At 69.9% G+C, this 24,965-nt stretch carries 24 protein-coding genes; 12 read left to right on the forward strand and 12 right to left on the reverse strand.

The window, feature by feature from the left end:
• The 5 genes from FBZ33_RS08065 to FBZ33_RS08085 all read left to right on the forward strand — a co-directional run bounded on the left by FBZ33_RS08065 (nt 1) and on the right by FBZ33_RS08085 (nt 7,479).
• Nucleotides 1-984: an ABC transporter permease gene (locus FBZ33_RS08065; protein WP_221629441.1), complete on the forward strand. Its 984-nt coding sequence runs from the start codon at nt 1-3 to the stop codon at nt 982-984.
• 12 nt (nt 985-996) lie between these two features.
• Nucleotides 997-2,178, forward strand: coding sequence for a substrate-binding domain-containing protein (locus FBZ33_RS08070; protein ID WP_255508763.1), 1,182 nt, complete (start codon nt 997-999; stop codon nt 2,176-2,178).
• A 6-nt stretch (nt 2,179-2,184) separates the two neighbouring features.
• A complete protein-coding gene (locus FBZ33_RS08075; protein ID WP_141908562.1) occupies nt 2,185-3,036 on the forward strand; it encodes a sugar phosphate isomerase/epimerase in 852 nt (283 codons plus the stop codon).
• A 79-nt stretch (nt 3,037-3,115) separates the two neighbouring features.
• A complete protein-coding gene (locus FBZ33_RS08080) occupies nt 3,116-5,509 on the forward strand; it encodes a ricin-type beta-trefoil lectin domain protein (RefSeq protein WP_370452995.1) in 2,394 nt (797 codons plus the stop codon).
• A 419-nt stretch (nt 5,510-5,928) separates the two neighbouring features.
• A complete protein-coding gene (locus FBZ33_RS08085) occupies nt 5,929-7,479 on the forward strand; it encodes a polysaccharide lyase family 1 protein (RefSeq protein ID WP_141908563.1) in 1,551 nt (516 codons plus the stop codon).
• Between the two features lie 37 nt (nt 7,480-7,516).
• Here FBZ33_RS08085 and FBZ33_RS08090 read toward each other — a convergent pair whose 3' ends face one another.
• Nucleotides 7,517-8,182, reverse strand: a complete 666-nt coding sequence (locus FBZ33_RS08090; protein WP_141908564.1) for a TetR/AcrR family transcriptional regulator — start codon at nt 8,180-8,182, stop codon at nt 7,517-7,519.
• Between the two features lie 100 nt (nt 8,183-8,282).
• On the opposite strand from FBZ33_RS08090, the gene FBZ33_RS08095 reads away from it, so the two are divergent.
• Nucleotides 8,283-9,197, forward strand: a complete 915-nt coding sequence (locus FBZ33_RS08095; RefSeq protein WP_141908565.1) for an SDR family NAD(P)-dependent oxidoreductase — start codon at nt 8,283-8,285, stop codon at nt 9,195-9,197.
• Here FBZ33_RS08095 and FBZ33_RS08100 read toward each other — a convergent pair.
• The 5 genes from FBZ33_RS08100 to FBZ33_RS08120 form a co-directional block, all read right to left on the reverse strand.
• Complete coding sequence (locus tag FBZ33_RS08100; protein ID WP_255508764.1) at nt 9,151-10,527, reverse strand: radical SAM protein; 1,377 nt, start codon at nt 10,525-10,527, stop codon at nt 9,151-9,153. The genes FBZ33_RS08095 and FBZ33_RS08100 overlap by 47 nt on opposite strands.
• A gap of 61 nt (nt 10,528-10,588) precedes the next feature.
• Nucleotides 10,589-10,993, reverse strand: coding sequence for a superoxide dismutase, Ni (gene sodN, locus FBZ33_RS08105; RefSeq protein ID WP_088947088.1), 405 nt, complete (start codon nt 10,991-10,993; stop codon nt 10,589-10,591).
• Between the two features lie 143 nt (nt 10,994-11,136).
• Complete coding sequence (locus FBZ33_RS08110; RefSeq protein WP_141908566.1) at nt 11,137-11,943, reverse strand: inositol monophosphatase family protein; 807 nt, start codon at nt 11,941-11,943, stop codon at nt 11,137-11,139.
• A 3-nt stretch (nt 11,944-11,946) separates the two neighbouring features.
• The gene (locus tag FBZ33_RS08115; RefSeq protein ID WP_221629442.1) at nt 11,947-12,498 is read right to left on the reverse strand and encodes a hypothetical protein; all 552 of its coding nucleotides are present in this window, start codon (nt 12,496-12,498) and stop codon (nt 11,947-11,949) included.
• Nucleotides 12,499-12,619: 121 nt separating this feature from the next.
• Nucleotides 12,620-13,069, reverse strand: a complete 450-nt coding sequence (locus FBZ33_RS08120; protein ID WP_088947090.1) for an iron chaperone — start codon at nt 13,067-13,069, stop codon at nt 12,620-12,622.
• A 264-nt stretch (nt 13,070-13,333) separates the two neighbouring features.
• On the opposite strand from FBZ33_RS08120, the gene FBZ33_RS08125 reads away from it, so the two are divergent.
• On the forward strand, nt 13,334-13,999 hold the full coding sequence (locus tag FBZ33_RS08125; protein WP_221629443.1) for a tetratricopeptide repeat protein: 666 nt from the start codon (nt 13,334-13,336) through the stop codon (nt 13,997-13,999).
• Nucleotides 14,000-14,088: 89 nt separating this feature from the next.
• Here FBZ33_RS08125 and FBZ33_RS08130 read toward each other — a convergent pair whose 3' ends face one another.
• The 4 genes from FBZ33_RS08130 to FBZ33_RS33690 are packed head-to-tail and all read right to left on the reverse strand — an operon-like array spanning nt 14,089 to nt 16,895.
• Complete coding sequence (locus tag FBZ33_RS08130) at nt 14,089-14,790, reverse strand: NADPH-dependent F420 reductase (RefSeq protein ID WP_141908568.1); 702 nt, start codon at nt 14,788-14,790, stop codon at nt 14,089-14,091.
• 32 nt (nt 14,791-14,822) lie between these two features.
• Nucleotides 14,823-15,854: an LLM class flavin-dependent oxidoreductase gene (locus FBZ33_RS08135; protein ID WP_141908569.1), complete on the reverse strand. Its 1,032-nt coding sequence runs from the start codon at nt 15,852-15,854 to the stop codon at nt 14,823-14,825.
• Complete coding sequence (locus FBZ33_RS33685; protein WP_221629444.1) at nt 15,847-16,299, reverse strand: hypothetical protein; 453 nt, start codon at nt 16,297-16,299, stop codon at nt 15,847-15,849. Before FBZ33_RS33685 ends, FBZ33_RS08135 begins: the two co-directional genes overlap by 8 nt.
• Nucleotides 16,300-16,328: 29 nt before the next feature.
• On the reverse strand, nt 16,329-16,895 hold the full coding sequence (locus FBZ33_RS33690) for an LLM class flavin-dependent oxidoreductase (RefSeq protein ID WP_221629445.1): 567 nt from the start codon (nt 16,893-16,895) through the stop codon (nt 16,329-16,331).
• A gap of 73 nt (nt 16,896-16,968) precedes the next feature.
• Here FBZ33_RS33690 and FBZ33_RS08145 point away from each other — a divergent pair, with 73 nt between their 5' ends.
• The 4 genes from FBZ33_RS08145 to FBZ33_RS08160 all read left to right on the forward strand — a co-directional run bounded on the left by FBZ33_RS08145 (nt 16,969) and on the right by FBZ33_RS08160 (nt 21,538).
• Nucleotides 16,969-17,460, forward strand: a complete 492-nt coding sequence (locus tag FBZ33_RS08145) for a MarR family winged helix-turn-helix transcriptional regulator (protein ID WP_141908570.1) — start codon at nt 16,969-16,971, stop codon at nt 17,458-17,460.
• A 290-nt stretch (nt 17,461-17,750) separates the two neighbouring features.
• Nucleotides 17,751-19,640, forward strand: a complete 1,890-nt coding sequence (locus FBZ33_RS08150; RefSeq protein ID WP_141912500.1) for an ABC transporter ATP-binding protein — start codon at nt 17,751-17,753, stop codon at nt 19,638-19,640.
• A 93-nt stretch (nt 19,641-19,733) separates the two neighbouring features.
• The gene (locus tag FBZ33_RS08155) at nt 19,734-20,879 is read left to right on the forward strand and encodes a sensor histidine kinase (protein WP_141908571.1); all 1,146 of its coding nucleotides are present in this window, start codon (nt 19,734-19,736) and stop codon (nt 20,877-20,879) included.
• On the forward strand, nt 20,876-21,538 hold the full coding sequence (locus FBZ33_RS08160; RefSeq protein ID WP_088947097.1) for a response regulator transcription factor: 663 nt from the start codon (nt 20,876-20,878) through the stop codon (nt 21,536-21,538). Before FBZ33_RS08155 ends, FBZ33_RS08160 begins: the two co-directional genes overlap by 4 nt.
• A 7-nt stretch (nt 21,539-21,545) precedes the next feature.
• On the opposite strand, the gene FBZ33_RS08165 is transcribed toward FBZ33_RS08160, so the two are convergent.
• Complete coding sequence (locus tag FBZ33_RS08165) at nt 21,546-21,974, reverse strand: DUF6223 family protein (protein ID WP_141908572.1); 429 nt, start codon at nt 21,972-21,974, stop codon at nt 21,546-21,548.
• A gap of 150 nt (nt 21,975-22,124) precedes the next feature.
• Nucleotides 22,125-22,889 (reverse strand): hypothetical protein, encoded by a 765-nt coding sequence (locus FBZ33_RS08170; RefSeq protein ID WP_141908573.1) that lies wholly within the window; start codon nt 22,887-22,889, stop codon nt 22,125-22,127.
• A gap of 343 nt (nt 22,890-23,232) precedes the next feature.
• On the opposite strand from FBZ33_RS08170, the gene argS reads away from it, so the two are divergent.
• Nucleotides 23,233-24,951 carry an arginine--tRNA ligase gene (argS, locus tag FBZ33_RS08175; RefSeq protein WP_141908574.1) on the forward strand — a complete coding sequence of 573 codons (1,719 nt, stop codon included), beginning with the start codon at nt 23,233-23,235 and terminating at the stop codon, nt 24,949-24,951.
• Nucleotides 24,952-24,965: the final 14 nt, after the last annotated feature.

The following is a 24,965-nucleotide window of genomic DNA, read 5'->3' on the forward strand; positions in this document are numbered from 1 at the left end:
GTGCAGACCGTCCAGCCCCGTTCGCTGCCGCTGCGTCTGCCGCGGGTGCGCCCCGGTGGTGTCCTGCCGATCCTCGCGATCCTCGCGGTGCTGCTGGTGCTCGTCGGCATCCGGCAGCCCGACTTCCTGTCCCCGCCGTCGCTGATGTCCTTCCTCGGTCGTTCGGCGCCGATCATCCTGCTCGCCGCCGGTCAGTACTTCGTGATCGTCTCCGGTGAGTTCGACCTCTCGGTCGGTTCCCTGGTCACGGCGCAGGTGGTCGTCGCCGCCCGGCTGATCGACGGAGACCCGGCGCGTACCTGGCCGGTGGTGCTGCTCCTGCTCGCCTTCGGAGCACTCGTCGGGCTGGTCAACGGCCTCATCACCACCCGGCTGCGGGTGCCGTCGTTCATCACCACCCTCGGCATGTTCCTGATCCTGGTCGGGGCGGTCTACCTGTGGTCCGACGGTGCCCCGAAGGGTGGGCTCTCCGAGGAGTTCCGGCGGTTCGGCCGGCGCGCCTTCGAGGACGTGCCGGTGCTCGGCCGTATGCCGTACGCGCTGCTGGTCCTGTTGGTCCTGGCGGTGTTGGCCGTGCTGCTGATGCGGTCCGACTTCGGCCGGACGCTGGTCGCCGTCGGCGACAATCCGCGCACCGCCGAGTTGAGCGGCGTACGCGTCTGGCGTACCCGGACCATCGCCTTCATCCTCAGCGGGCTCGCGGCGGCCGTGGCGGCGATCCTGCTGGGCGGCTACAGCGGCGTCTCGTTCCAGGCCGGAGCGGGCCTGGAGTTCGGTGCCATCACCGCGGTCGTCCTCGGTGGCGTCGCTCTGGGCGGGGGTCGCGGCGCGGTCGTCGGCGCGATGCTCGGGGCGCTGACCCTCGAACTGCTCTTCGCCCTCATGAATTTCTACGGCGTCTCCGGCGCCCTCAGGTCGGCCGTCCAGGGCGGGATCATCCTGCTCGCCGTGGCGGTCTCCGCAACTCGTTCTTCGTCGAGATAAAGGGGAACCATAGTGCGACGTTTCATGGCGGCGCTGGCCGCTGTCACCCTGCTGTCCGTCACCGCCTGTTCCACCGACGAGCCGGCCGCCGGCCCCTCGGGCAGTGCCCCCGCCGCCGGTTCGGGCACCGGGGACCAGTCGAAGTTCTTCGTGCAGGCCGATTACGACGCGGAGCTCGCGCTGCTCGACGCCGCCGCCACGGGCCCGGCCGACAAGCCGTGGGAGCAGGTGCTCAACCCGACGATGGTGGACACCGCCAAGTTCAAGAAGAAGGGCCCGCACAAGATCTGCTTCTCCAACGCGGCCCTGAACAACCCGTGGCGGCAGGTCGGGTTCAAGACCATGCAGGCCGAGGTCGAGGCACAGAAGAGCCGCATCAAGGAGTTCGTGCACGTCGACGCCGAAGGCAAGGACCAGAAGCAGATCGCGGACATCAACGACCTGCTCGGCAAGGACTGCGACGCGCTCATCGTCTCGCCCAACACCACCGCCACGCTCACCCCGGCCGTCGAGGCGGCCTGCCAGGCGGGTCTGCCGGTCATCGTCTTCGACCGTGGCGTCAACACGAAGTGCCCGGTGACCTTCATCAACCCCATCGGCGGTTACGGGTTCGGTCACGTCGGCGCCGAGTTCGTCAGTCAGAAGATGAAGCCCGGCGGCAAGGTCCTCGCCCTGCGGATCCTGCCTGGCGTCGATGTCCTGGAAACCCGATGGTCGGCGGCGAAGGTGGCGTTCGACAAGGCGAAGGTCGACGTCGTGGGTGTCGAGTTCACCGACGGTGACCCGGCCAAGACCAAGAAGATCGTGGACGACTACATCCAGCGATACGGGACGATCGACGGCGTCTGGATGGACGCCGGAGCGGTTGCCGTCGCGGCGGTCGAGGCGTTCCAGGACGCGGGCAAGCCCGTTCCGCCAATGAACGGTGAGGACCAGCTCGACTTCCTGAAGATCTGGAAGGACAAGCAGCTCACCGCCATCGCGCCGACCTACCCGACCTACCAGTGGCGTACGCCGATCATCGCCGCGCTGCGGATCCTCGACGGCGAGCAGGTCTCCAACCCGTGGAAGCTGCCGCAGCCGACCGTCACCCAGGACAACCTGGACCGGTACCTCGATCCGAGCATGCCGCCGCTGCACTACGCGATGTGCGGCTGCACCGACCTGCCCGGTTACCCGCAGCGCTGGAAGTAGGTTCCGGTGTACGCCATCGGTGTCAACCCCTGGGTGTGGGCCTCGCCGGTCGACGACGAGGCCCTGGCCGAGCTGATCCCACGGATCGCCGAGTTCGGCTTCGACGCCGTCGAGTTGCCGATCGAGCAGCCCGGTGACTGGGACCCGGTCCGTACCCGGGAGCTGCTGGCCGCGCACGGCCTCGCCGCCGCCGGGGTGTGCGCGGTCACCCCGCCGGGACGGGACCTGGTGGACGCCGCACCGGCCGTCGTGGAGTCGACAGTGGCGTACCTCATGGGATGCGTGGCGAGCGCCGCGGCCGTCGGCGCCCCGTGCGTCGGCGGCCCGGTGTACGCCTCGGTCGGCCGCACCTGGCGGATGTCACCGACGGCTCGCGCCGCCTGCTACGCCGACTTCCGGCGGGCCCTGGCGCCGGTGGCCGAGCGGGCGGACGAGTGCGGGGTGAGCATCGGCGTCGAGGCGTTGAACCGCTACGAGACGAGCGTCGTCAACACGATCGAGCAGACGGTCGAGCTGATCGACGGCCTACCGCCGAGCGTCGGCATCATGATCGACACGTATCACATGAACATCGAGGAGGCCGACCCCTACGCGGCCCTCGCGGTCGCTGGCCCGCACATCAAGCACGTCCAGGTCAGCGGCACCAACCGGGGTGCTCCCGGTGCCGACCACTTCGACTGGCCCCGTTTCTTCACGGTCCTGCGGGACACCGGCTACCAGGGCGCGATCTGCATCGAGTCGTTCACGGCGGAGAACGAGACCATCGCCACCGCCGCGGCGATCTGGCGCCCGTTGGCCCCCTCACAGGACCGCCTCGCCACGGACGGCCTGCGCTATCTCCGGGAGATCCTCGGCTGACCGGCGCCGCGCGCCAACCCCGCGCTCGTTGAGGCGATCCGCCACCCCCATCCCTTTGTCATGTCAGGAGCACCGTCCCGTGTCCTCGTCCCTTCCGCCGCTGCGCCGAATGCTGGCCGGCGCCGCCGCGACAGCGTTGACCGCGCTGGTCGTGGTGGCCGCCTCGGCGTCCCCGGCCTCCGCTGCCACCACCACCCTCTACGCGTCGCCCGCTGGCACCGGCACCAGTTGCTCGGCCAGCCAACCGTGCTCGCTGACCGCCGCCCAGGCCGCGGTCCGGGCGAGCAACGCCACGATGTCCGGTGACATCGTCGTGCAGTTGGCCGATGGCGTGTACCGGCTCTCGTCGCCGATGCGCCTGACCGCTGCCGACTCCGGCAACAACGGCTACCAGGTGATCTGGCGGGCGGCGCCGTCCGCCCGTCCGACGATCACCGGTGCCCGGGCCGTCACCGGTTGGTCGCAGGTCGACTCCGGCAGGAACATCTGGCGTGCCAACGTCGGCGCGGGCCTCGACTCCCGCCAGCTCTACGTCAACGGGGCCGTCGCCACGCGGGCGCGCACCGCCGTGAACCGCTCCGACTTCACGTTCACCACGGCCGGCATGCGGTTCAGCAACAGCGCTCTCAACTATCTCAACAACCTCGGCAACCAGAACCGGGTCGAGGTGGAGAGCGTTGGCTCGTTCACCGACCGGTACTCGCCGGTGCAGAGCATCAGCGGCAACTTCCTCACGATGCAGCAGCCCGCGTGGAACAACAACACATTCGGGTTCGACACCCTCTCCAGCCCGCACCGCGCCGGTCCCTTCTACCTGACCAACGCGTACGAGTTCCTGGACTCACCGGGGGAGTGGTATCTCAACCCGGGCAACGGTCAGCTCAACTACATCCCGCTCGCCGGGCAGAACATGAGCTCCGTCAGCGTGGAGTTGCCGCAACTCCAGTCCCTGGTGAACGTCGGTGGCACCTACGACGCGCCCGCGCACCACATCTCGTTCAGCGGCATCACCTTCACGGGCACCAGTTGGCTCGGCCCCAGCAGCAGCAACGGCTTCGCCGACCAGCAGACCGGCGCGCACATCACCGGCACCTGGGCGCGTCCGTCCGACGCGTTGACCTCCTGCCAGGCCGGCTGCCCCCAGTTCGAGGCCACCCGGCCGAACTGGAACCAGATGCCCGCCGCCGTGCAGGTGTCGGCGGCCAACACCATCACCTTCAGCGACTCGCAGTTCGTCAACCTCGGGCAGACGGCCATCGGCATCGGTAACGACGCCAACGCCCACGCCAGCGGTGTCGGCCTGGGCGCCAGCAACATCACCGTCACCCGATCCGAGATCGCCCGGAACTCCGCGGGCGGCATCGTGGTCGGCGGCGTACGCGCCGACGCGCACCACCCCGGCGACCAGCGGATGGTCAACCGCAACATCACCGTGAGCAACAACCGGGTGCACGATCTCGGCCTGGAGTACCGGGGGGTCGTCTCGATCCTGACCACCTACGTGAACACGTCGCTGATCTCGCACAACGAGGTCTACAACATGCCGTACACCGGTCTGTCGGTCGGCTACGGCTGGGGCGCCAACGACGCCGGCGGTAGCCAGCACTACGCGAACCGGGGCCTGTACAACTACCAGCCGCGCTACACCACGGCGACCACCGCGGCCAACAACCAGGTCATCGGCAACTACGTCCACGACGTGATGCAGCAGATGACCGACGGCGGGTGCATCTACACCCTGTCGGCGAACCCGGGCGGCACCATCAACGAGAACTACTGCCTGCGGACCAACGGCTGGTTCGGGCTCTACTTCGACGAGGGTTCCCGCTACTACACCGCCCGCAACAACGTGTTCTCCTCCACCGGCACCTGGGCCACCGCCAACTACTGGTACGCGGAGAACATGGGCAACTTCACCGTCACCAACAACTGGTCGACGAACAACTCCACGAACGTGACCAACGGCGATCGCGGCAACGTCGTCAACGGCAACGTCACGGTCAGCAACGGCAGTTGGCCGTCGGGCGCGCAGACGGTGATCAACGCGGCCGGCGTGCAGAGCGGCGGCAGCACCAACCCGCAGAACGTGCAGGTCGTGGGCGTCCAGTCGGGCCGGTGCGCCGAGATCGGCAACTCCAGCACGACCAACGGCACGCAGGCCCAGATCTGGGACTGCATCAGCTCGGCCACCAACCAGCGGTGGACCCACACCGCCAGCCGGCAGCTCATGGTCTACGGCACCAAGTGCCTGGACGCCTCCGGCCAGGGGACCACCAACGGCACCACGGTGGTGATCTGGGACTGCAACGGCCAGGCCAACCAGCAGTGGAACGTCAACGCCAACGGCACGATCACCGGCGTGCAGTCGGGCCTGTGCCTCGACGCGAACGGCGCCGGAACGGCGAACGGTACGAAGTTGATCCTCTGGTCCTGCAACGGCGGCACCAACCAGCAGTGGCAGCTGCGCAGCTGAGACTGCGGCGTGCGTCAACAGGTCCGGGCGGGGCGACATCGCCCCGCCCGGGCCTGCGCGGTTACGGCTCCTCGACCACGCTCAGCGCTGCTGGTGGCGTCGGTGGAGAACAACGACGAGGGCTCCCCGTCGACCACTGCAACAAACCTGCAAGCGCTAACCCTTGCCTTGAGGGAAACCGCTTTCCTACGATTGCGTCACATCGATGTTTCATTCATGAGCCCGGGTGATCGCATTTAGGGCGATGCCAGCAGTGGGTGCCGATTGCGCGACGCCCACTGCGTTCACCAGGGGCAAGGGGATGTCGAGGACAGCCTGGCGATTTACTACCGCCAATTTCTGAGACGCGAGGTTCCGGCCGGTCGCGACGGCCGTCGCGTTGCGTCGGCAAAGACCAGACGAATGCGAAGTGAGGCGAGATGAGACGAGCAGTTTCGGGACGACTACCGGCAGCGCTGGCCACGGCAGCCGTGGGGATCGCGGTCGTGGTTGCCATGCCGACCCCTCAGGCGTCGGCGGCGGTCGGCAGCGCCACCGGCTACGCCACCCAGAACGGCGGGACCACCGGCGGAGCGGGTGGGCAGACGGTGCGGGCCACGACCGGCACGGCGATCCACGCGGCGCTGTGCGGCCGGGCCAGCAGCAGCACCCCGATCACCATCGAGGTCACCGGGACCATCAACCACGGCAACACCACCAAGGTGTCGGGGTCGAGCTGCAACACCGCGGCGGGCGTGATCGAGTTCAAGCAGATCAGCAACGTCACCATCATCGGGGTCGGCAGCGGAGCCGTCTTCGACCAGCTGGGCATCCACATCCGCGACTCCAGCAACATCATCATCCAGAACGTGACCATCCGGAACGTCAAGAAGTCCGGCTCACCCACCTCCAACGGTGGAGACGCCATCGGCATGGAGAGCACGGTCCGCAACGTCTGGGTCGACCACGTCACCCTGGAGGCGTCGGGCGGGGAGTCCGAGGGGTACGACGGCCTCTTCGACATGAAGGACAACACGCAGTACGTGACCCTGTCCTACAGCATCCTGCGCAACTCCGGTCGCGGCGGCCTCGTCGGCTCCAGCGAGAGCGACCTCTCGAACGGCTTCATCACCTATCACCACAACCTGTACGAGAACATCGACTCCCGTACGCCGTTGCTGCGCGGCGGCACGGCCCACATCTACAACAACCACTACGTGAGCCTGCACGAGTCCGGCATCAACTCCCGAGCCGGCGCCAAGGCCAAGGTGGAGAACAACTACTTCCGTGACTCGAAGGACGTCCTCGGCACCTTCTACACCAACGAGCGCGGCTTCTGGCAGGTCAGCGGCAACATCCTCGACAACGTGACCTGGTCTGGCACCGGCAGCGAGAACTACCCCGCCGGCCCCAACCTGACGTCCACCACCACTGTCAGCATCCCGTACCCGTACAGCCTCGACGGCGCGAGCTGCGTGCCGGACATCGTTCGGCAGACGGTGGGCGCCAACACGGGTCTGCGGGTGTCGAACGGCAGTTGCTCACCGCAGACCCCTCCGCCGACCACGCCTCCGCCGACCACGCCCCCACCCACCACGCCCCCACCCACCACGCCTCCGCCCAGTGGGACCAACCTCAGCCTGGGTGCCAGTGCCGACGGCTCCAGCAAGGCCAGCGGAACGAGCTACGGCAACGTGCGCGACGGCAACATCAGCAGCTACTGGTCACCGGCCGGCTCGACCGGCTCCATCTCGATCAAGTGGGGCTCGGCCACCCGGGTTTCCCGAGTGATCATTCGTGAGCCGTCGGGAACCCAGGGCTCCATCGGGTCCTGGCAGCTGGTCAACCACGACACCGGGGCCGTCCTGGCCTCGGGCAGCGGGGCGGGCTCCATCAGCTTCTCCGCTACGTCGTTGAGCAAGATCACCTTCAAGATCAACAGCTCCAGCGGTACGCCGCGGGTCGGCGAGTTCGAGACGTACGCCAGCTAGGGCGGTTTCTGATCGCGGGCGCTGCCGCGCTCCGGACTCAGGAGCGCGGCAGCATGCCCACGAGCGACGTAATGATCGCGACCCGCAGGGCTGTCCGCAGGTCGACCTGGTGGACCGCGAGCGCCGGCTCGGACTCGTAGACGGCGAGCAGGCTCGGCGGTGGCGAGGTGTAGGCGGACAGCGCGCCACCCACCAGCAGGGCGTTCAGGCAGAACAGCTCGGCGCGGTCGCCGACCTCGGGCAGGTGCCGCCGGACCAGGTCGGCCATCACCGCGAGGTTGCCCAGCGAGGCCCGCTTGTGTCGGCGGACCACCTCGACCGACACGTTGTGCTCAAGCACCCCGCCCTGCGCGCCATAGAGATCACAGAGCACGGTCTGGGCGGCGAGCGACCGACTGAGCACGTCGGCCACCTGCTCCGCCCGTTCCAACGCGGACCGGCCCAGGTCGACGCCGTGGGCCAACTCCTGGTCAAGCTCGGCCAGCCAGGTCGTCGTCCGGTCGTCCATCAGGTCGAGCAGCACCGCCTCGCGGGACTCGAAATAGCGCAGCACCGCCGTCTTGGCCAGGCCGACCCGCCGGCTCAGCTCGTTCAGGGTCACCTCGGCGACCGGCATCTCGTCGAGCATCGCCGAAGTGGTCTCCAGGATCGCCCGGCGCCGGATCTCACGCTGCTCCTCGCTGCGCGCCCGCTGGAACGTCATGACGTCAACCCTAGCTTAGGTACCGGCGGTCCCTTGACATCGTACCGGCGGTACATTACCGTTCGAGCATAAGTTACCGGCGGTACATTGGGGAGCCCAAATGAAGTGGACCGAGCAGCAGATTCCGCGCCAGGACGGCCGGGTGGCCGTGGTCACCGGCGCCAACACCGGACTCGGCTTCGAGACCGCCCGGCTGCTCGCCGAGCGCGGGGCCTCAGTCGTCCTGGCCGTGCGCGACGCCGAGAAGGGCAAGCTGGCCGCTGCCCGGATGAACGGCGACGTCTCCGTACGGGAGCTGGATCTGACCTCGCTGGAGTCGGTACGCGCCGCCGCGGACGGCCTTCGCGCCGCCCACCCGAGGATCGACCTGCTCATCAACAACGCCGGCGTGATGTACACCCCGAAGCAGACCACCCGCGACGGCTTCGAGATGCAGTTCGGCACCAACCACCTGGGCCACTTCGCCCTCACCGGCCTGCTGCTCGACCTGCTGCTGCCCGTGCCCGGCTCCCGGGTGGTCACCATCAGCAGCACCGGCCACCGCATCCGCGCAGCCATCCACTTCGACGACCTGCAGTGGGAACGGTCCTACGGCCGGGCTGCCGCCTACGGCCAGTCGAAGCTCGCCAACCTGATGTTCACCTACGAGTTGCAGCGTCGGCTCGCCGCACACGGCACCACCGTCGCGGTGGCCGCACACCCCGGCGTCTCCAACACCGAACTGGCCCGCAACACCCCGTCGGTCGTCCGCCGGCCGGTCACCTGGCTCGCCCCGGTGATCACGCAGCCCGCGACGGCGGGCGCGCTACCCACCCTGCGGGCCGCCACCGACCCGTCCGTCCTCGGCGGGCAGTACTACGGCCCCGGCGGCCTGGGCGAGGTGCGCGGCCACCCGAGGCTGGTCACGTCCAGCCCCGAGTCCTACGACGTGACAGTGCAGCAACGCCTCTGGGCCGTCTCGGAAGACCTCACCGGCGTGCGGTTCCCGGTGGGCCAGGCAGCCGTCGCGGCGTGACCGTGCCACGGGCACCCGTCACGAGGGCGTGGCCGGCAGGGTGTCCATGAAGGAACTGACCCGAGAATACGGCCCGGCCCGGTCCGGCCGGGCCGTATCCGGGTGGGCTGGACAGGCCGTTGGCGTCCATCGTCGCCCGGTAGACCTCCAGCAGGCGGACGTGATATTCGAGCGGTGCACCCTCGGGGTTGGCTCGGCCGAGCGGCGTGGTGGGCTCCGGGCACCAGGTGGTGAACCTCGGCGTGATCCCACGCGACATGAAGTATTCGAGCCCCGTGGCGGTGGAGTCGATCGCCTCGCTCACGCTCGCGAAACCGTGCGGGGCCGCCATCTCGATGCCCGCCACGAAGTTCGGGATCACGTTGCCCGGCCCGAAGACCTCGGCGGAGTCGAGGATGCGGCGGTGCCACTCCTCCCGGCCGACGTAGCGCTCCTTGCCCGGGCAGTACAACTCGAACAGCCGCTTGTCCCACACCTCGTAGTTGGGGTGGTAGATGCGGATCCCGTAGTCGTGGAAGCGCTGCACGTCGGCTCGGGGCAGCGCCTGGGCGACGACCTTGCCGATCCACCGCCCGGGAAACCGTTCCTCGATCGCCTGCGCGTACCGGCCGTAGAAGTCCGCCTCAGCCAGCCCGTCGACCTGCGAGGTGATGCTCCCGCCGGTCAGCGTGTACGCCTGCGAGGCGCGGTCGGTGTCGTACCGGTCGATGATCTCCAGGGCCTCCAGCACCTCGTCCACGGGCTTGACACCGGTGTAGGGCCGACCCGCCTGCTTGTGCTGGCGCCAGTTGTGGTTGATGTCGCAGTACTGGCACTCCTCCTTGGCGCCGAAGTACTGGCAGACCCGGAACGCGGTCAGGTAGATGAGATAGCCCCACTGGATCGTCGGGGCGACCTCCATCACCGACTTGCCGTTGGCGAGCGTGTGGCGGTAGTAGGCCGGCATGGGCGGCAGCCCGACATCGGCGATCGGCCGTCCGTCCAGGAACAGCCGCAGTCGACCGTCGCCGTCGGTCCCGACCCGGTACGGCGAGCTCGGGTTGATGCGGACCGACACGACGGTACGATGTAGCTCGTACGGACCCCCGGTGAGCACGATCTCCTCGGGCGGCCGACGCAGCGCGGCCGTCCCCAACTCCGGCAGCGTCCGATGATCGAAGGAGAAGATGAAGTATGACTTCGGCTTGACCGTCCCGCTCTCGTTGTCGGTCAGCGCCGCGTCGTCGAAGGCGAGCCCGCCGCGCAGCAGATCCTCCTTGAGGACCGCCTCTCGTGGCACCTGCGGAAAGCGGCTCATCAGCTCTTCGACGAGGTGTGTGCGCGACGTCATGCGGTCCTCCTGAAAGGTGATACGCCGGACCGGGTGGCCTGGCCACCCGGTCCCGGTCGGTTCAGCTCTGCTTGGTCTCCCAGAAGATCTTCGAGATCTCCTCGATCTTCCCGAGGAGCCGGTCCGCGACCGCCGGGTCAGCGGCGCCCTTCGCGCCACCGGCGCCGGCCAGCTTGGTGGCCTCGTTGAAGAGGCTGTGCAGCTCGGGGTACTTCTCGAAGTGCGGCGCCTTGAAGTAGTCGGTCCACAGGACCCAGAGGTGGTGCTTGACCAGCTCGGCCCGCTGTTCCTTGATGAGCAGCGATCGGGTGCGGAACTCGGGGTCGTCGCTGGCCTGGTACTTCTCGGAGATCGCCTTGATCGACTCGGCCTCGATGCGGGCCTGCGCCGGGTCGTAGACGCCGCAGGGCAGGTCGCAGTGTGCGCTCGCGACGGTGCGCGGGCGCAGAAGGCGTGGCAGGTACATCAGATTTCCTCCGACAGCAGTGCTGGGGTGACGGACGTCCGGCGAAACAGCTCGTCCGCCTTCCGGCCGTCAACGTGATCCACCACCGACGCTAGAACCTGAACCACGGTTCATGTCAAGCTGCCGGGCCCAGGCCTCGGCCTTCAGTCCCTTTCGGTGCGCTGTCTGCGGATGAGAGCCAGCAGAGCGGCATGTGTCTGCTTGTCCGCGGCGGCGACGAGGCCTTCGCCGCCGGCGTGCAACGGCCGGCCGTCGATCCCGGTGACCACACAACCGGCCGCCTCGCAGAGGGCGATGCCGGCCGCGAAGTGGACGCTCTGGCGCAGGTCGCGGCCGTCCGTCACGTAGGCGGCGCGGCGGCCGGCAGCCACCCAGGCCACGGCCAGGGTGCTGGAGACCACACGTGGGCGGAACTGTGCGATGAAGCCGTCGTCGGCGAGCATCCGGGCGGCCAGGAACACGTCCCGGTGAGGAAACGGTGGATCAAGATTGACGTCGACCAGCGTCGACTCGGCCGACGGCACGAGTCGTTGGTCCGTCCCTGCGCGTCGGACGTACGAGGCGACGCCGTCGGTCCAGAAAACCTCCTCGCTGAACGGGTCCGCCGAGGCGGCCACGGCGAGGTGTGTGCCGGTGCGTAGAGCGACGTTGACCGAGACCAGCATCGTCCGCGCGCTGTAGTTCAGCGTGCCGCACAACGGGTCGACCAGCCAGGTACGTCCGTTTCCGCCGGTGCCCGTGCGTCCGCTCTCCTCGCCCAGCAGGCCGTCGTCCGGACGTGCCGCCCCCAGGACGTCGAGGATGGCCTTCTCCGCCTCGATGTCGGCGGTGGTGGCGAAGTCGGTGCCGACCTTCGCGAAGCGCGTCAGCGAGGATCCGTACTGCGAACGGACCACCGCGGCTCCGGCCTCCGCCGCCTCGATGGCCAGCGCATGGTCTTTGGTGGACATCGGTCACTCCGCCGGTTCGGTGATCGGGGCATGACTGACGACCGCAGTCATGATCATTGGGGCGTCGCCGTCACACTGGTTGACCGAGACCGCGATCCATCGGCCTCCGGTCGCCGTGGGCCCCCAGACCGTCAGGTCGCCGAAGCAGTCCAGGTCGCCAAGGGCCTGGAACAGCGCCGGCAGGGGTGCGCGGGCCTGGTGCCGAAACAGCGGCACGCGCATGGAGACCTTGCGATGCGGGCCCCACCGATGGTCCGACTCCCGGACGACGAGAGCCAGGTTCGCCTCGGCGGCATCCTCGGCCTGGTTCCAGTCGGCGCCGTACACGCCCGTGAGGGCTTCGCTCTCCCACAGCGGGATGATCCGAAAACCCGCGCCCCGGGTGCCGGTCCACTCCCCGGTGGCCGGGTCACCCTCGCTGACCGTCGCGCCGCTGGTGGGCAGATCCGCGGCGAGCAACGTCTCGATGTCGGACACCGCCCGAGTGGTGTCGAACACCTCACCGGCCCGGCCCGTCACCGGGCGACCCGTCCCACCGCTGTCGGCCTGTGCCACATCGTTCGCACTGCCTGCCTCCCTCAGCCTCCGAACCCCGATCATCGTCCACGTCACCGCCGTCCGGTCAGCGAGGGCCGGACGGCGCCCGTGCCGATGGGCGGACGCAGCGGGGCGTAGGTCAGGAGACCGCTGCCTTCACCAGCTCGGTGACCTTCTTCTCCACCGCGGGGCTCCACTTCTGCAACGCGTACGCCACCGGCCACAGGTCTCCGTCGTCGAGGTTGGCCGCGTCCTGGAAGCCCACAGTCGAGTACCGGTAGTTGAACTTGCCGGAGTCCTGGAAGAAGACGACGATCTTGCCGTCCGCGTTCGCGTAGGCGGGCATCCCGTACCAGGTCTTGGGCGTCAGGTCCGGGGCGGCGGCGGTCACCGTCACGTGCACGCGCTCGGCGAGCGCGCGGTCGTCCGGCTCCATCTGCGCGATCCGGTCGAGGATCGCCTGCAGCCCGTCGGCCTTCTTGGCGCCCTTCTTGCCCTCGGCGCGCAGCTCGGCGGCGCGCTCCTTCATCGCGGCCCGCTCGTCGGCGCTGAAGCCGTCGGAGGTGGTCGTGGAGGTCTTCGCGGACATATCTAGGCTCCCTCTCGTTGGTCAGGTCAGGCGCGCTGCCGGTGACCTGGGAAAAGGCTAGGCCGGGTCGTGCCCGTCGGGCTTCTCGATTCCTGATCGGTTTTCGCCGCTCGGACGGACGCGAGCTCGGGACGGCGGGGCGGCAGGCACCGTCAGGGCGTCCGGGCGGTGATTCGGACACATGGGTGGAGGAGAGGCTTCGTGACCTTCAGTGAGAGCGTGCGTTCGGCCTTTCGGCGTGGTGAAACCGATGCCGTGGTGCGGATGAGTGAGGCCGAGATCGAGCGGGCCCAGGCGGCCGGTGACCCGGCGGGTGAGGTGGAGGCCCGCTACAGCCTGGCCCGGGTGGCGATCCGCGGCGGCGACCTGGTGGGCGGCGAAGCGCGGGCCCGGGAAGCTCTGGAGGTGGCGCTGCGCTCCGGCGACCGCAGCCTGGAGGAACGGCCGAGGCACGTGCTGGCCGGCGTGGCGCGCATGTCCGGCGATCTCCTGCGGGCTCGGGACCTGTACCGGGAGAGCATCGCGCTCAACGAGTCGCTGGGCCGGCCGATGATGGTCAACTCCGAGTTCCACAACCTTGCGTTCTGTGAACTGGGGCTGGGCAATCTCGAAACGGCGAGGGCACTGTTCGCCGAGAACCGCGAGCGGGTGTTCGCCAACGACTGGGCGGACTTCGTGCCGTACGTCTGCGTCGCGGGCGCCGCGCTCGCGACGGCCGAGGGCGATCACGCGCGGGCGGCGCTGATGATCGGTGTCGCGGACGCCGCGTTCACGGCGCTGGGCCAGGTGCCGGACCCGGACGACGCGGCCGACCTCGCCACGATGCGCACCACCGCGATCGAGGCGCTCGGCCGCGCCGCCTTCGACGCGGAGTACGCGGCGGGTCAGGGCCTCCAACCACGGGCGGCCTTCGCGCGCGACCAGCGCTGAGGGCCGGTGACCGCTGGTCGCCGGTCAGGCGTCGACCGACGTCCGGTACGCCCCAGCGCACAATGTCTGAGGGGCGACGCCACTGTCGACTACGACGCCTCTCGGGCTGCCGCGATGGTCCGTCCGCGCTCCGACTCGGGAAAACGGTCGAGCATGGCGCGTACCTCGTCGGCGCTGACGTTCGCGCCGAACATCTCGCTGCCCGGTTCGAGCCGTACCCCCTCGGCCAGGGGGCCCGCGACAACCGGATCGAAGCCGAGCGCGTCCACAAGGGAGGCGACCGCCGTGACGGCGGTGGTGTCGTCGCCCGCGACCGCGATGGCCTTGCGGCCGGTCGTCCCCGCCGGCCGCGCCTCATCCTCAAGGTCGTGGTAGCCCATGTGGTTGAAGGCCTTGACGACGCGCGAGTCGGACAGGAAGGCCTGGACGATCTCGCTCGACGAGGTGTGCGGATCGGTGAGGTCCGCGCGGATACCGTCGATCTCCCACCAGTAGTTCATGGCATCGACGACGAGCTTGCCGCGCAGTGCGTCGACGGGAACGCTGCGGTACTTGCCCAGCGGGAGGGCGAGGATGACGATGTCGGCGTCCGCTGCCGCGTCAACCGCGGTGGTGGCAACCGCCCCCGGCGCGAGCACCTCGACGGTGAGGGCGATCTTCGCGGGGTCGCCGGAGCCGGCGACCAGGACCCGGTAGCCGGCGGCGACGGCGAGACGGGCGAGCACAGTGCCCACCTTGCCGGCCCCGAGAATGCCGAGGGTCACCAGCCGGCTCCGGTCGTTGTCGAACATGTCGTCCTTCCGGTACGAAACGCGTGCGCTGGTCAGCTCGCCAGGATGTCGCGAACCATGGGGATCACCTTGGATCCGTACAGTTCCACGGCGCGCATCCGGGCACTCACCGGTTGCGCCCCGGCCGAGTAGATGAGGTCGAACCGGCCGACGCCGAGGCTGCGGATCGCGCGGGCCATCCGGCGGGCCACGGTCTCCGGGGAGCCGATGTAGAGCGAGCCGTTCTCCACCTCGGAGTCGAACTCCTGGCGGCGGATCGGTGGCCAGCCCCGCAGCGCGCCGATGCGGTTGCGCATCACGCGGTAGTGCGGCCAGTACACCTCCTTGGCCTCCTCGTCGGTGTCGGCGATGAAGCCCGGCGAGTGCATTCCGACCGGGTGCGCCGTCGTGCCGAGTTGATCGGCCGCCCGGCGGTACAGGTCGATGTAGGGCGCGAAGCGCTCGGGCGCGCCACCGATGATGGCGAGCATGAGCGGAAGGCCGTACTGGGCGGTGCGGACGACCGACTGCGGCGAGCCACCGACGCCGACCCAGGTGCTCAGGTGACCGGACTCCGTCTTGGGGAAGACGTCGGCGTTCTCCAGGGGCGCACGCAGGGTGCCGCTCCAGCTGACCGGCTTCTCGTCCAGCAACTTCACGAACAGCTCGATCTTCTCCTCGAACAGCGTGTCGTAGTCACGCAGGTCGTAGCCGAAGAGGGGGAACGACTCCGTGAACGACCCGCGACCGAGGATCACCTCGGCCCGGCCGTGGGACAGCGCGTCGACGGTGGCGAAGCGCTGGAACACCCGGACCGGGTCGTCGGAGCTCAGCACCGTCACGCCGGAGGCCAGCCGGATCCGCGACGTACGGGTGGCGATGCCGGCCAGCACCGTCTCCGGCGTCGACACCGAGTACTCCGGCCGGTGGTGCTCGCCCAGGGCGATGACGTCGACGCCGAGCTGGTCGGCGAGCACCGCCTCGTCGACGACCTGCCGGATCGCGGCGGCGTGGGAGACGAGCTTGCCGGAGTCGTCCTCCGGTACGTCGCCGAACGTGTCGAGGCCGAACAACAGATCAGACATGGGTGGGCTCCTTCGCCAGCAGCTCCCGGACCCGCGGCGCGACCTCACTGCCCAGCAGTTCGATGGTGCGCGCGCGTGCCTCGCGGGGCAGGTGCATGATGTCGTACTTCAGGTCGAAGCGGCTCAGTCGCAGGTCGCGGGCGACGGTGGCGATCTTCTGCGCCACCGTCTCGGGTGACCCGACGAAGAGCGCGCCGTGGTCGATTTCGGCCTCGTAGCGCGCGCGGTCGGGTTTGTAGAAGCCGCGTTCCTCGGCCAGCGCGGCCACCACCGGCTGCCAGTATCGCCACCACGTCTCCACCGCCTCCTCGTCGGTGTCTGCGACAAGGCCGAGAGAGTGCTGCCCGATTGGCTGCGGGGTATGCCCGAACTGTTCGAGCGCCTTGGTGTAGAGCTCGACGTGGCCGGCGAACCGCTGGGGTCGCCCGCCGATGATCGCGAGCATCAGTGGGAGTCCGTGCCGGGCGGCGCGGATCACCGAGTTCGGGCTTCCCCCGACGCCGATCCACGTCGGGATGCCACCCGGCTGCATCCGTGGTGCAGGCGCTGCTCGACCAGGGCACTTCGCACGGTGCCGGACCAGGTGACCGGCTCGTCCCGTTGAAGCCGCAGGAAGAGGTCCAGCTTCTCCTCGAACAACCGCTCGTAGTCGGTCAGGTCGTAGCCGAACAGCGGGAACGACTCGGTGGCCGACGCGCGTCCGAGAACCATCTGGGCGCGCCCGTTCGACACCGCGTCGAGGGTCGCGAACTCGTGGTACAGGCGTACCGGGTCGTTCGTGCTGAGCACCGTGACCGAGGTGCCGAGGCGAATCCTCTCGGTGGCCGTCGCGGCCGCCGCGAGCAGGACGGGTGTCGCCGAGTCGTTGTGGCCTTCCCGGTAGTGCTCGCCGACGCTGAACACGTCGAGCCCGACCGACTCGGCGAGTCGCGCCTCGTTGACGAGGAGCCGGACGGTCTCGGCGTCGCTCAGGACGCGGCCGCCGTCGGTGGCCACCTCCCCGAACGAGTTGAGCCCCAGCTCGAAGCCTGTTGCTGCCATCGTCTCCTCCTGCCGGTTGACGTGTCAATCATGCTAACTTGGCGATTGACACGTCAATTCCCGGGAGAATGACATGACGGACACCACACCCGGCCGGCGGGGAGGACGCCAGCTCCCGACCGCCGAGGAGCTACGCATCTGGCGGGACTTCATCGAGACGACGGCAGCGCTGAGTTCGCGCCTGGAGTCCCGCCTACAGGGCGACTCCGCGTTGTCGACGGGGGACTACGCCGTGCTGCTCGCTCTCAGCGAGGCGCAGGGCCAGGCGATGCGGTCCTCCGAACTCGCGTCACACATCGGCTGGGAGCGGAGCCGCCTCTCCCACCACCTGGGGCGGATGGAGCGACGGGGCCTGATCCGGCGCCAGGAGTGCGCCACCGTGCCCCGGGGAGCCGAGGTGCTGCTCACCAAGGTCGGAGCCGACGCGTTCGCCGGGGCCACCTATCCGCATCTGCGCGCCATCCGTGAGCTCTTCGTGGACGCCCTCACACCGGATCAGATCGTCGCGGCGGGCGAGATCGCCGCGGCGCTGCGAGCGCGCCTCGACGTCGTGGGCAAGGGCTGATCAGCAGGGACGCTGCGGTCAGCTGGCGAGTTGCGCGAGCGTGCTGCGACCTTCCGCCAACCATCCGTTCATTCATGACTGCGAGTGATCAGGCAATTGCTAACGGCTATGTCTGGGTGGTCCAATCCTCCAGGAACCCGCCAATCCGCCTGCCCTGGCTGAGACGGCGACGGTGCGCCGCCCCGGGAGGTACGACCATGATCGAGACCGCCGCCGCAGAGCCCCACCGCACCCGGTCAGGCCACCCGGGTCCCGGGCGCACCGAGTCGGTGTTGCCAGAGCTGCGGGAGATGTGGTGGGAGACGGGGGTGCGGGCGCGAGCCGAGGCCGGTGTCTTCGCCGTCTTCGCCGAGCTGCCCAGGCTCGTACGGACAGCCCTGGGCATCAGCTGGCGCGCCGACCGACTGCGTACCGGCGTGGTGGCCGCGGCGACGGTCGGCGCGGGGGTGATGGCCGCCTTCGGCCTGTTGGCCACGCAGCGGGTGCTGGTGGAGTTGTTCGCCGGCGGGCCGACCGCGGACAAGGTGCGGGCGGCGATGCCCGCCCTGGCCGTGCTGGCGGCGGCGGTCGCGCTGCGCGCGGGGATGGGCATCGCCACGGGGTACGCGCAGAACGGTTTGACGCCGCGGGTGAGCCGCGAGGTGGAACGGGGTCTGTTCGAGGTGTCCACCGCGGTACGCCTGGAGGCGTTCGACGCCGACGCGTTCGCCGACGACATGGAGCGGGCCTCCCGGGGCACCGAGTCGACGATCGGGCTGGTGCAGGCGTCGATGAACCTGCTCGCCGGGCTGGCCGGGCTGCTCGCCGTGGCGGCCGCCGTCGTCATCATCCACCCACTGCTGCTGCTGGCACTGCTGGTGGCCACGGTGCCCAACGCGTGGGCGTCGTTGCGGGCCGGGCACCTGCGCTACCAGACGTACACCGCCGGGTCCGTGCGCAGACGTCGACTGTGGCTGCTGCACAAGCTGATGGCCGAACGGGCCTCCGCCCCGGAACTGCGCTCGTACGGGCTGCGCGGGTTCCTGCTCGATCAGTACGACCGGGTGATGCAGGTGGAGACCGACATCCAACTCGCCCTGGCCCGTCGGGTCACCACGACCACCACGGTCGGGGCGATGATCGGCGGTCTCGCCACGGGCACCGTCTACGCACTGCTCGGCCTGCTGCTCCTGGACGGGCAGATCCCGCTCGCCGCCGCCGCGACCTGCGTCATCGCGGTGCAGTCCGCGCAGCGGTCCCTGGCCATCGCCACCTTTCAGGTGGACCACGTCTACACCGAGGGCCAGCATTTCGGCGACTACACCGGCTTCATGACCCGCGCCGACGCCTACCTGCCGGACGCGACACGACCCGCCGCCGCCGGTCCGGAACGGTTGCGGGAGTTGACCGTCAGCAGGGTGAGCCTGCGCTACCCGGACCGGGACACCCCCGCCGTGGACGACGTCACATTGACGATCACCGCCGGCCAGACGGTCGCGTTCGTCGGGGAGAACGGCTCGGGCAAGACGACCCTCGCCGCGATGATCGCCGGCCTCCGGGCCCCCTCCGAGGGCAGCATCGAATGGAACGGCCGACAGTTGTCGGAGTGGAACGTCGCCGGGCTGCGGGCCCGAATCGCTGTGGTGACGCAGGAATACCACAAGTGGCCGTTCACCGCGGCGACGAACATCGCCATCGGCGACGTCGACACCGAGGCCCGGCAGGACCTCATCGAGGCCGCCGCCGCCCGCGCGGTCGCCCACGACATGATCAACGAGCTTCCGCACGGGTACGAGACGCTGCTCGACCGTACCTTCGCGAGAGGTCAGGATCTGTCCGGCGGTCAGTGGCAGCGCATCACCGCGGCCCGCGGGTTCCTGCGCGACGCCGAACTGCTGATCATGGACGAGCCGTCCTCCGCTCTCGACCCCCGAGCCGAGGACGCGTTGTTCCAGGCCATCCGCGACCGTCGAGGCCGGGCCACCACGATCCTCATCACGCACCGGCTCGCGAACGTCCGCCACGCCGACCGGATCTTCGTCCTGCACCACGGCCGACTGGCCGAGGCCGGCACCCACGACGAGCTGGTCGCCACCGGCGGTCGGTACGCCGAACTGTTCGCCCTCCAGGCCGCCGGCTACGACGCCAACCTGACCAGGGAGCCTCAGCTTCCGAACCAGAGCACCGCGACCAACCACTGAGCAACGACACGGGGAAGAGGGGGCACGAGCGCCGGCCATGTCCGACGGTTCGGGCGTACTCCCGCCTGTACGCCGGAGGTTAGGCTTCGGCCTATGTCAGGGTCGCGGTGGCGTGGCCGGGCGGCGGACGCGGGCCTGGTGCTCGGCGTCGGGCTGGTGGCCCTCGTCGGCCTGGTGGTGCAGTCGCGCGGCATCGACACCGCAGCCGAGTCGGCGGCGCTGCTGGCGGTGCTGGCCTCCTCCGGTGCGCTGTACGTCCGCCGCCGCCACCCGGTGCCGGTGGGCGTGGTGGCGTTGGTCGCCGTCGGCGCGTACGGGGCGTTGTTGCACAAGACCGGCCCGATCATGTTGGTGTTCGTCGTGGCGCTCTACACCGTTGTCGACGAGGGCCATCTCCGGGTCGCCATCGGGCTCGGCCTCGCCTCGGTGATCGCCTTCGCCGTCGCCGACAGCGGCAACCGTTCCCCGGACACCAGGAACGGTGCGACGCTGCTGCACGCCGGTTGGCTCGTCGCGGTCATCGTCGGGGTGACCCGAAACCGCCGGGCCTACCTCGCCGAGGCGCAGGCCCGGGCGGTTGCCGCCGAGCTGAGGCTGGAGGAGGAGGCCCGGCGACGGGCCACCGAGGAGCGGTTGCGCATCGCCCGCGAGCTGCACGACGTGCTCGGCCACCATCTCTCGCTGATCAACGTGCAGGCCAGTGCCGCGTTGCACCGACCGGACCCCGCCCGGTCCGAGCAGGCGCTCACCGCGATCAAGGAGACCAGCAAGGAGACACTGCGCGAGTTGCGGGCGACGCTGGGCGTGCTGCGGCAGGAGGGTGAGGCGCCGATCGTGCCCGCGCCGGGCCTCAACCGCCTCGACGACCTGATCACCACGGCGGGGCGTTCCGAGCTGGAGATCCGCACCGAGTTCGCGGAGATCCCGGCGCTGCCGCCGGAGGTCGACCTGGCGGTCTACCGGATCGTCCAGGAGGCACTCACCAACGTGGCCCGGCACGCAGGCGCCACCAACGCCGTGGTCCGCGTCCGACCCGACCGCGACGACGTGCTGGTGGAGGTGGAGGACGACGGCACCGGCGCACCGGGCGCGCCCGGCAGTGGGATCCTCGGCATGCGCGAACGGGCCCGGGCGCTGGGCGGGTCGCTGACCGCGGGCACGCGGCCGGACGGCGGCTTTCGGGTCCGCGCCCGCCTGCCGCTGCGGCCCGACCCGACGCCGGTGGGGGAGCGGGCGTGATCCGGCTGCTGCTCGTCGACGACCAGACCCTGGTCCGCGCCGGTTTCCGCTCCATCCTGGACGGTGAGGACGGCATCGAGGTGGTCGGTGAGGCCGCCGACGGGGCGGAGGCGGTGCGGCTCGCCGTGCGGCTGCGGCCGGACGTCGTCCTCATCGACATCCGGATGCCCGTGCTGGACGGCCTCGCCGCCACGGGGCAGATCGTCGCGCGCACCGATGCCCGCGTCATCATCCTGACCACGTTCGACCTGGACGAGTACGTCTACGGGGCGTTGCGAGCCGGCGCGAGCGGCTTCCTGGTCAAGGACACCGAGCCGGCGGAGCTGATCCACGCGGTGCGGGTGGTCGCCCGCGGTGACGCGCTGATCGCGCCGGCGATCACCCGTCGACTGATCGCCGAGTTCGCGGCCCGGGTCCGGCATCCGGACCCCGGGCCGCGACTGAGCGTGCTCACCGAGCGGGAGCGTGAGGTGCTGACACTCGTCGCCGCGGGCCTGTCCAACGACGAGATCGCCGCGCGACTGGTGCTGAGCCCGGCCACCGCCAAGACGCATGTCAGCCGGATCATGACCAAGGCGCAGGTGCGGGACAGAGCCCAGCTGGTGATCCTCGCCTATGAGTCGGGTCTGACCGTTCCCGGCTGGCTCACCCGATCCTGAGCCACTCTCAGCCGGCCAGCCGGCCGGTGCGGCGGGCGCGGGCCAGCGCCAGCCCACCGAGGACCACGCCGACCAGGCCGACCGCCACGGCGAGGTAGGCGCCGCCCCGCCCGTTGCCGGTGCCGATGCCGCTGTCGGAGGTGGCCACCACCAGCCCTCCGAGCGCCAGACCGAGCAGGCCCGCCGCCAGGGCCAGGACGGCGCCGAGCAGCCCGGAGCCGGTGCCGAGGCGACCGGCGGGGCGGGCCAGGGCCAGCCCGCCGATGACCGCACCGACCAACCCCAGCAGTACGCCCACGCTGGCGCCGAGCCGCCCGGAGCTCATGGCGGTGGCGGCGGTCGGCTGGACGGAGGAGTGCGCGGCTGCCGGGGCGGCCAGGGCGATTGCCCCGGTAGCGCCGGCAACGGCGGCGGTGAGCAGGCGACGGATCGACATCACGTTTCCCTTCGGTCCCACGACGGTTACCGCCGCAGCGTATGAACCGGAGTGCACGTGAGTCGTCATGCCGAGGATGTCGATGGGCCTACCACCGGGGATGTACGCGCGGGCGAACACGTACCGCCGCAGTTGTCCCCGGCCCGGCTCCTACCGCTGCCAGGCGTCGATGGTGCGTACGCCGTCGCGGAGGACCCGGTCCACCATAGCGGGGTCGCCGTTGGTGCCCTCCCACCCCTGGTCGTCGAAGACCGTCACCGTGGTGTCGACGCGCGCTACGGCGATTTGGCTGGACGAGCTGCCGCCGGTGCGGTCTCCGTTCAGGTTCGTCCCGGCCCACGTCCGGTCCAGCAGCAGCGCCTCGTCGCCAACGCCGGACAGGGCCCGGCTCTTCACGGTGCCGGGGCTCCCGAAGTGGTCGTAGGAGGGGCACGCCTGCACGGCGGTGCGCAGGCGCGCCATGTACGCCGAGGCGCCGTCGCCCTCAAAGGTGAAGATGGTCTGGTGGATCATCCCCTGCGGCACGTTGGTCTCCGGTTCGCCGGCCTTCTTGTAGGTGACGGTCATCGCGGCGCTGGCGGTGACCTGTCGACCTCCGGTGCCGAACTCGTTGGCGCACAGCTTCGGCAGGGCCTCCTCGACGGGCGTCGTCCGTCGGGGGGACTTCCGCAGTTCGGTGGGCAGCTCGACGAAGGCTGACGTCGGGATGGTCGCCGGAGCGCTCGCACTCGACGATGGCGGGTCGCTCGGGTTCGTTGCCGCGCCCGCGGTCGTCGGCGCCGCGCTCGACGGGGTCGCGTCGGGCGAGTCCTCAGCCGTGGTGCAGGCACTTGCGAGTGCGATGCTGCCGAGCAGCGGGACCAGCACAAGCAGACTTCGCGTACGGGAGGTCGGCGGTGTCACGTGTCGGCTCATGGTCACCCCTTGTCTGTTCTCCGACGCAGTTCCCTGCGACGAGTCGTCCGAAACGACAGTGGGCGGAGGCCGGACCGGCCCCGGGAAACGGGGTGCCGCCACTGTTGTCGGGCCGTTAGGCTGCCCCGCATGACCAGCGTGAGCGCCCACCGCACCGGACCGTCGTGTGACGTCCTGGTCGGTGCGCGGCGACGCCGGCGATCCGTCGCCCGCCCGCGCTGACCTGTTTCCTGCGACCGGCGGATCGAGCCGCCGGTCATCCGCTGGTCGTCCTCGGTCCGCCCGCATCTCCCCTTTCAACGACTCGCGTGACGGCGCGGGTACGAGTGAGATCGGCGTACTCATGGATCTTGAAAAGCTGTTGTCCGACCGGCTGGCGCCGGCGTTCGCGGCGGTGGCCGGCGCCCCTGTCGACCCGCTCGTGCGGCGGTCTCCGCGCGCGGACTTCCAGTCCGACGCGCCGCTGGCGCTGGCCCGGCGGCTCGGCCGCCCGCCGCGCGACATCGCCGCCGCGGTGCTGGAGCACGCGGTGCTCGATGACGTCTGCGTGTCGGCGGAGGTTTCCGGGCCGGGTTTCCTCAACCTCACCATCGCCGACCGGGCACTGGCCGACCTGGTCGCCGGGCTGGCAGCCGACGCCCGGCTCGGCGTGCCGCTGGCGGCAGCACCGCAGACCGTGGTGGTCGACTATTCGGCGCCGAACGTGGCGAAGGAGATGCACGTCGGGCATCTGCGCTCGACGGTCATCGGCGACGCGGCGGTGCGGCTGCTGGACTGGCTCGGGCACCGGGTGGTGCGGGTCAACCACCTGGGTGACTGGGGGACACCGTTCGGGATGCTGATCGCGCACCTCGCCGACCTCGGTGAAGCCGAAGCGGCGCACGAGTTGTCGATGGGCGACCTGGACGGCTTCTACCGGGCGGCCCGGGTGAAGTTCGACGCCGACGAGGCGTTCCGGGAACGGTCGCGGCTGCGGGTGGTCGCGTTGCAGGGCGGCGACGAGCGGACGCTGCGGTTGTGGCGGCTGCTGGTGGAGCAGTCCGAGCGGTACTTCCTGACCGTGTACGACCTGCTCGACGTGACGTTGTCCGAGGACGATTTTCGGGGCGAGAGCGCCTACAACAACCTGCTTCCGGGCATCGTCGACGACCTGGACCGGTTGGGGCTGCTGGTTTCCAGCGGCGGGGCCGACTGCGTCTTCCCACCCGGGTTCACCGGCCGGGACGGCGAGGCGTTGCCGCTGATCGTGCGTAAGAGCGACGGTGGGTACGGCTATCCGGCCACCGACCTGGCCGCGCTGCGGCAGCGCACCGGTGAGCTGGGAGCGACCCGGTTGTTGTACGTGGTCGGGTTACCGCAGCGGCAGCACTTCGCGATGGTGTTCGCCGTCGCCCAGGCGGCCGGTTGGCTGTGCCCGCCGGTCCGGGCCGAGCATCTGGGCTTCGGGTCGATCCTCGGCGCCGACGGGCGGATGCTGCGCAGCCGGACCGGCGAGTCGGTGAAGCTGGTCGGGCTGCTGGAGGAGGCTGTCGGCCGCGCCACCGACCTGGCCCGGAGCAGGAACCCGGACCTGGACGCCGAGGCCGCTGCCGAGATCGGGCGGGCCGTCGGTATCGGCGCCGTCAAGTACGCCGACCTGTCTACCGATCGGAGGAAGGACTACGTGCTGGACTGGGAGCGGATGCTCTCCCTGGACGGCAACACCGCGCCCTACCTCCAGTACGCGTACGCCCGTATCCGGTCGGTGTTCCGGCGTGCCGGCACGGAGGCGCGGAGGGACGCCCCCATCGTGCTCGCGCAGCCGGCGGAGCGGGCGCTGACTGTCGAGTTGCTCGGCTTCGGCGCGGTGGTCACCGAGGTGGAGCGGAGCCTCGACTTCCACCAGCTCGCCGGTTACCTGCATCGGCTCGCGACCGCGTTCAACGCGTTCTACGAGCGCTGCCCGGTGTTGCGCGCGCCGGACGAGCTGCGGGAGAGTCGGCTGCTGTTGGCCGAGCTGACGGCCCGGACCCTGCGGCAGGGGCTGCACCTGCTCGGCATCCGCACCCTGGAGCGGATGTGACGGGGCAGCCGCCG

Origin of the sequence: Micromonospora sp. A202 (assembly GCF_006715105.1) — a bacterium.
GTDB lineage: Bacteria > Actinomycetota > Actinomycetes > Mycobacteriales > Micromonosporaceae > Micromonospora > Micromonospora zamorensis.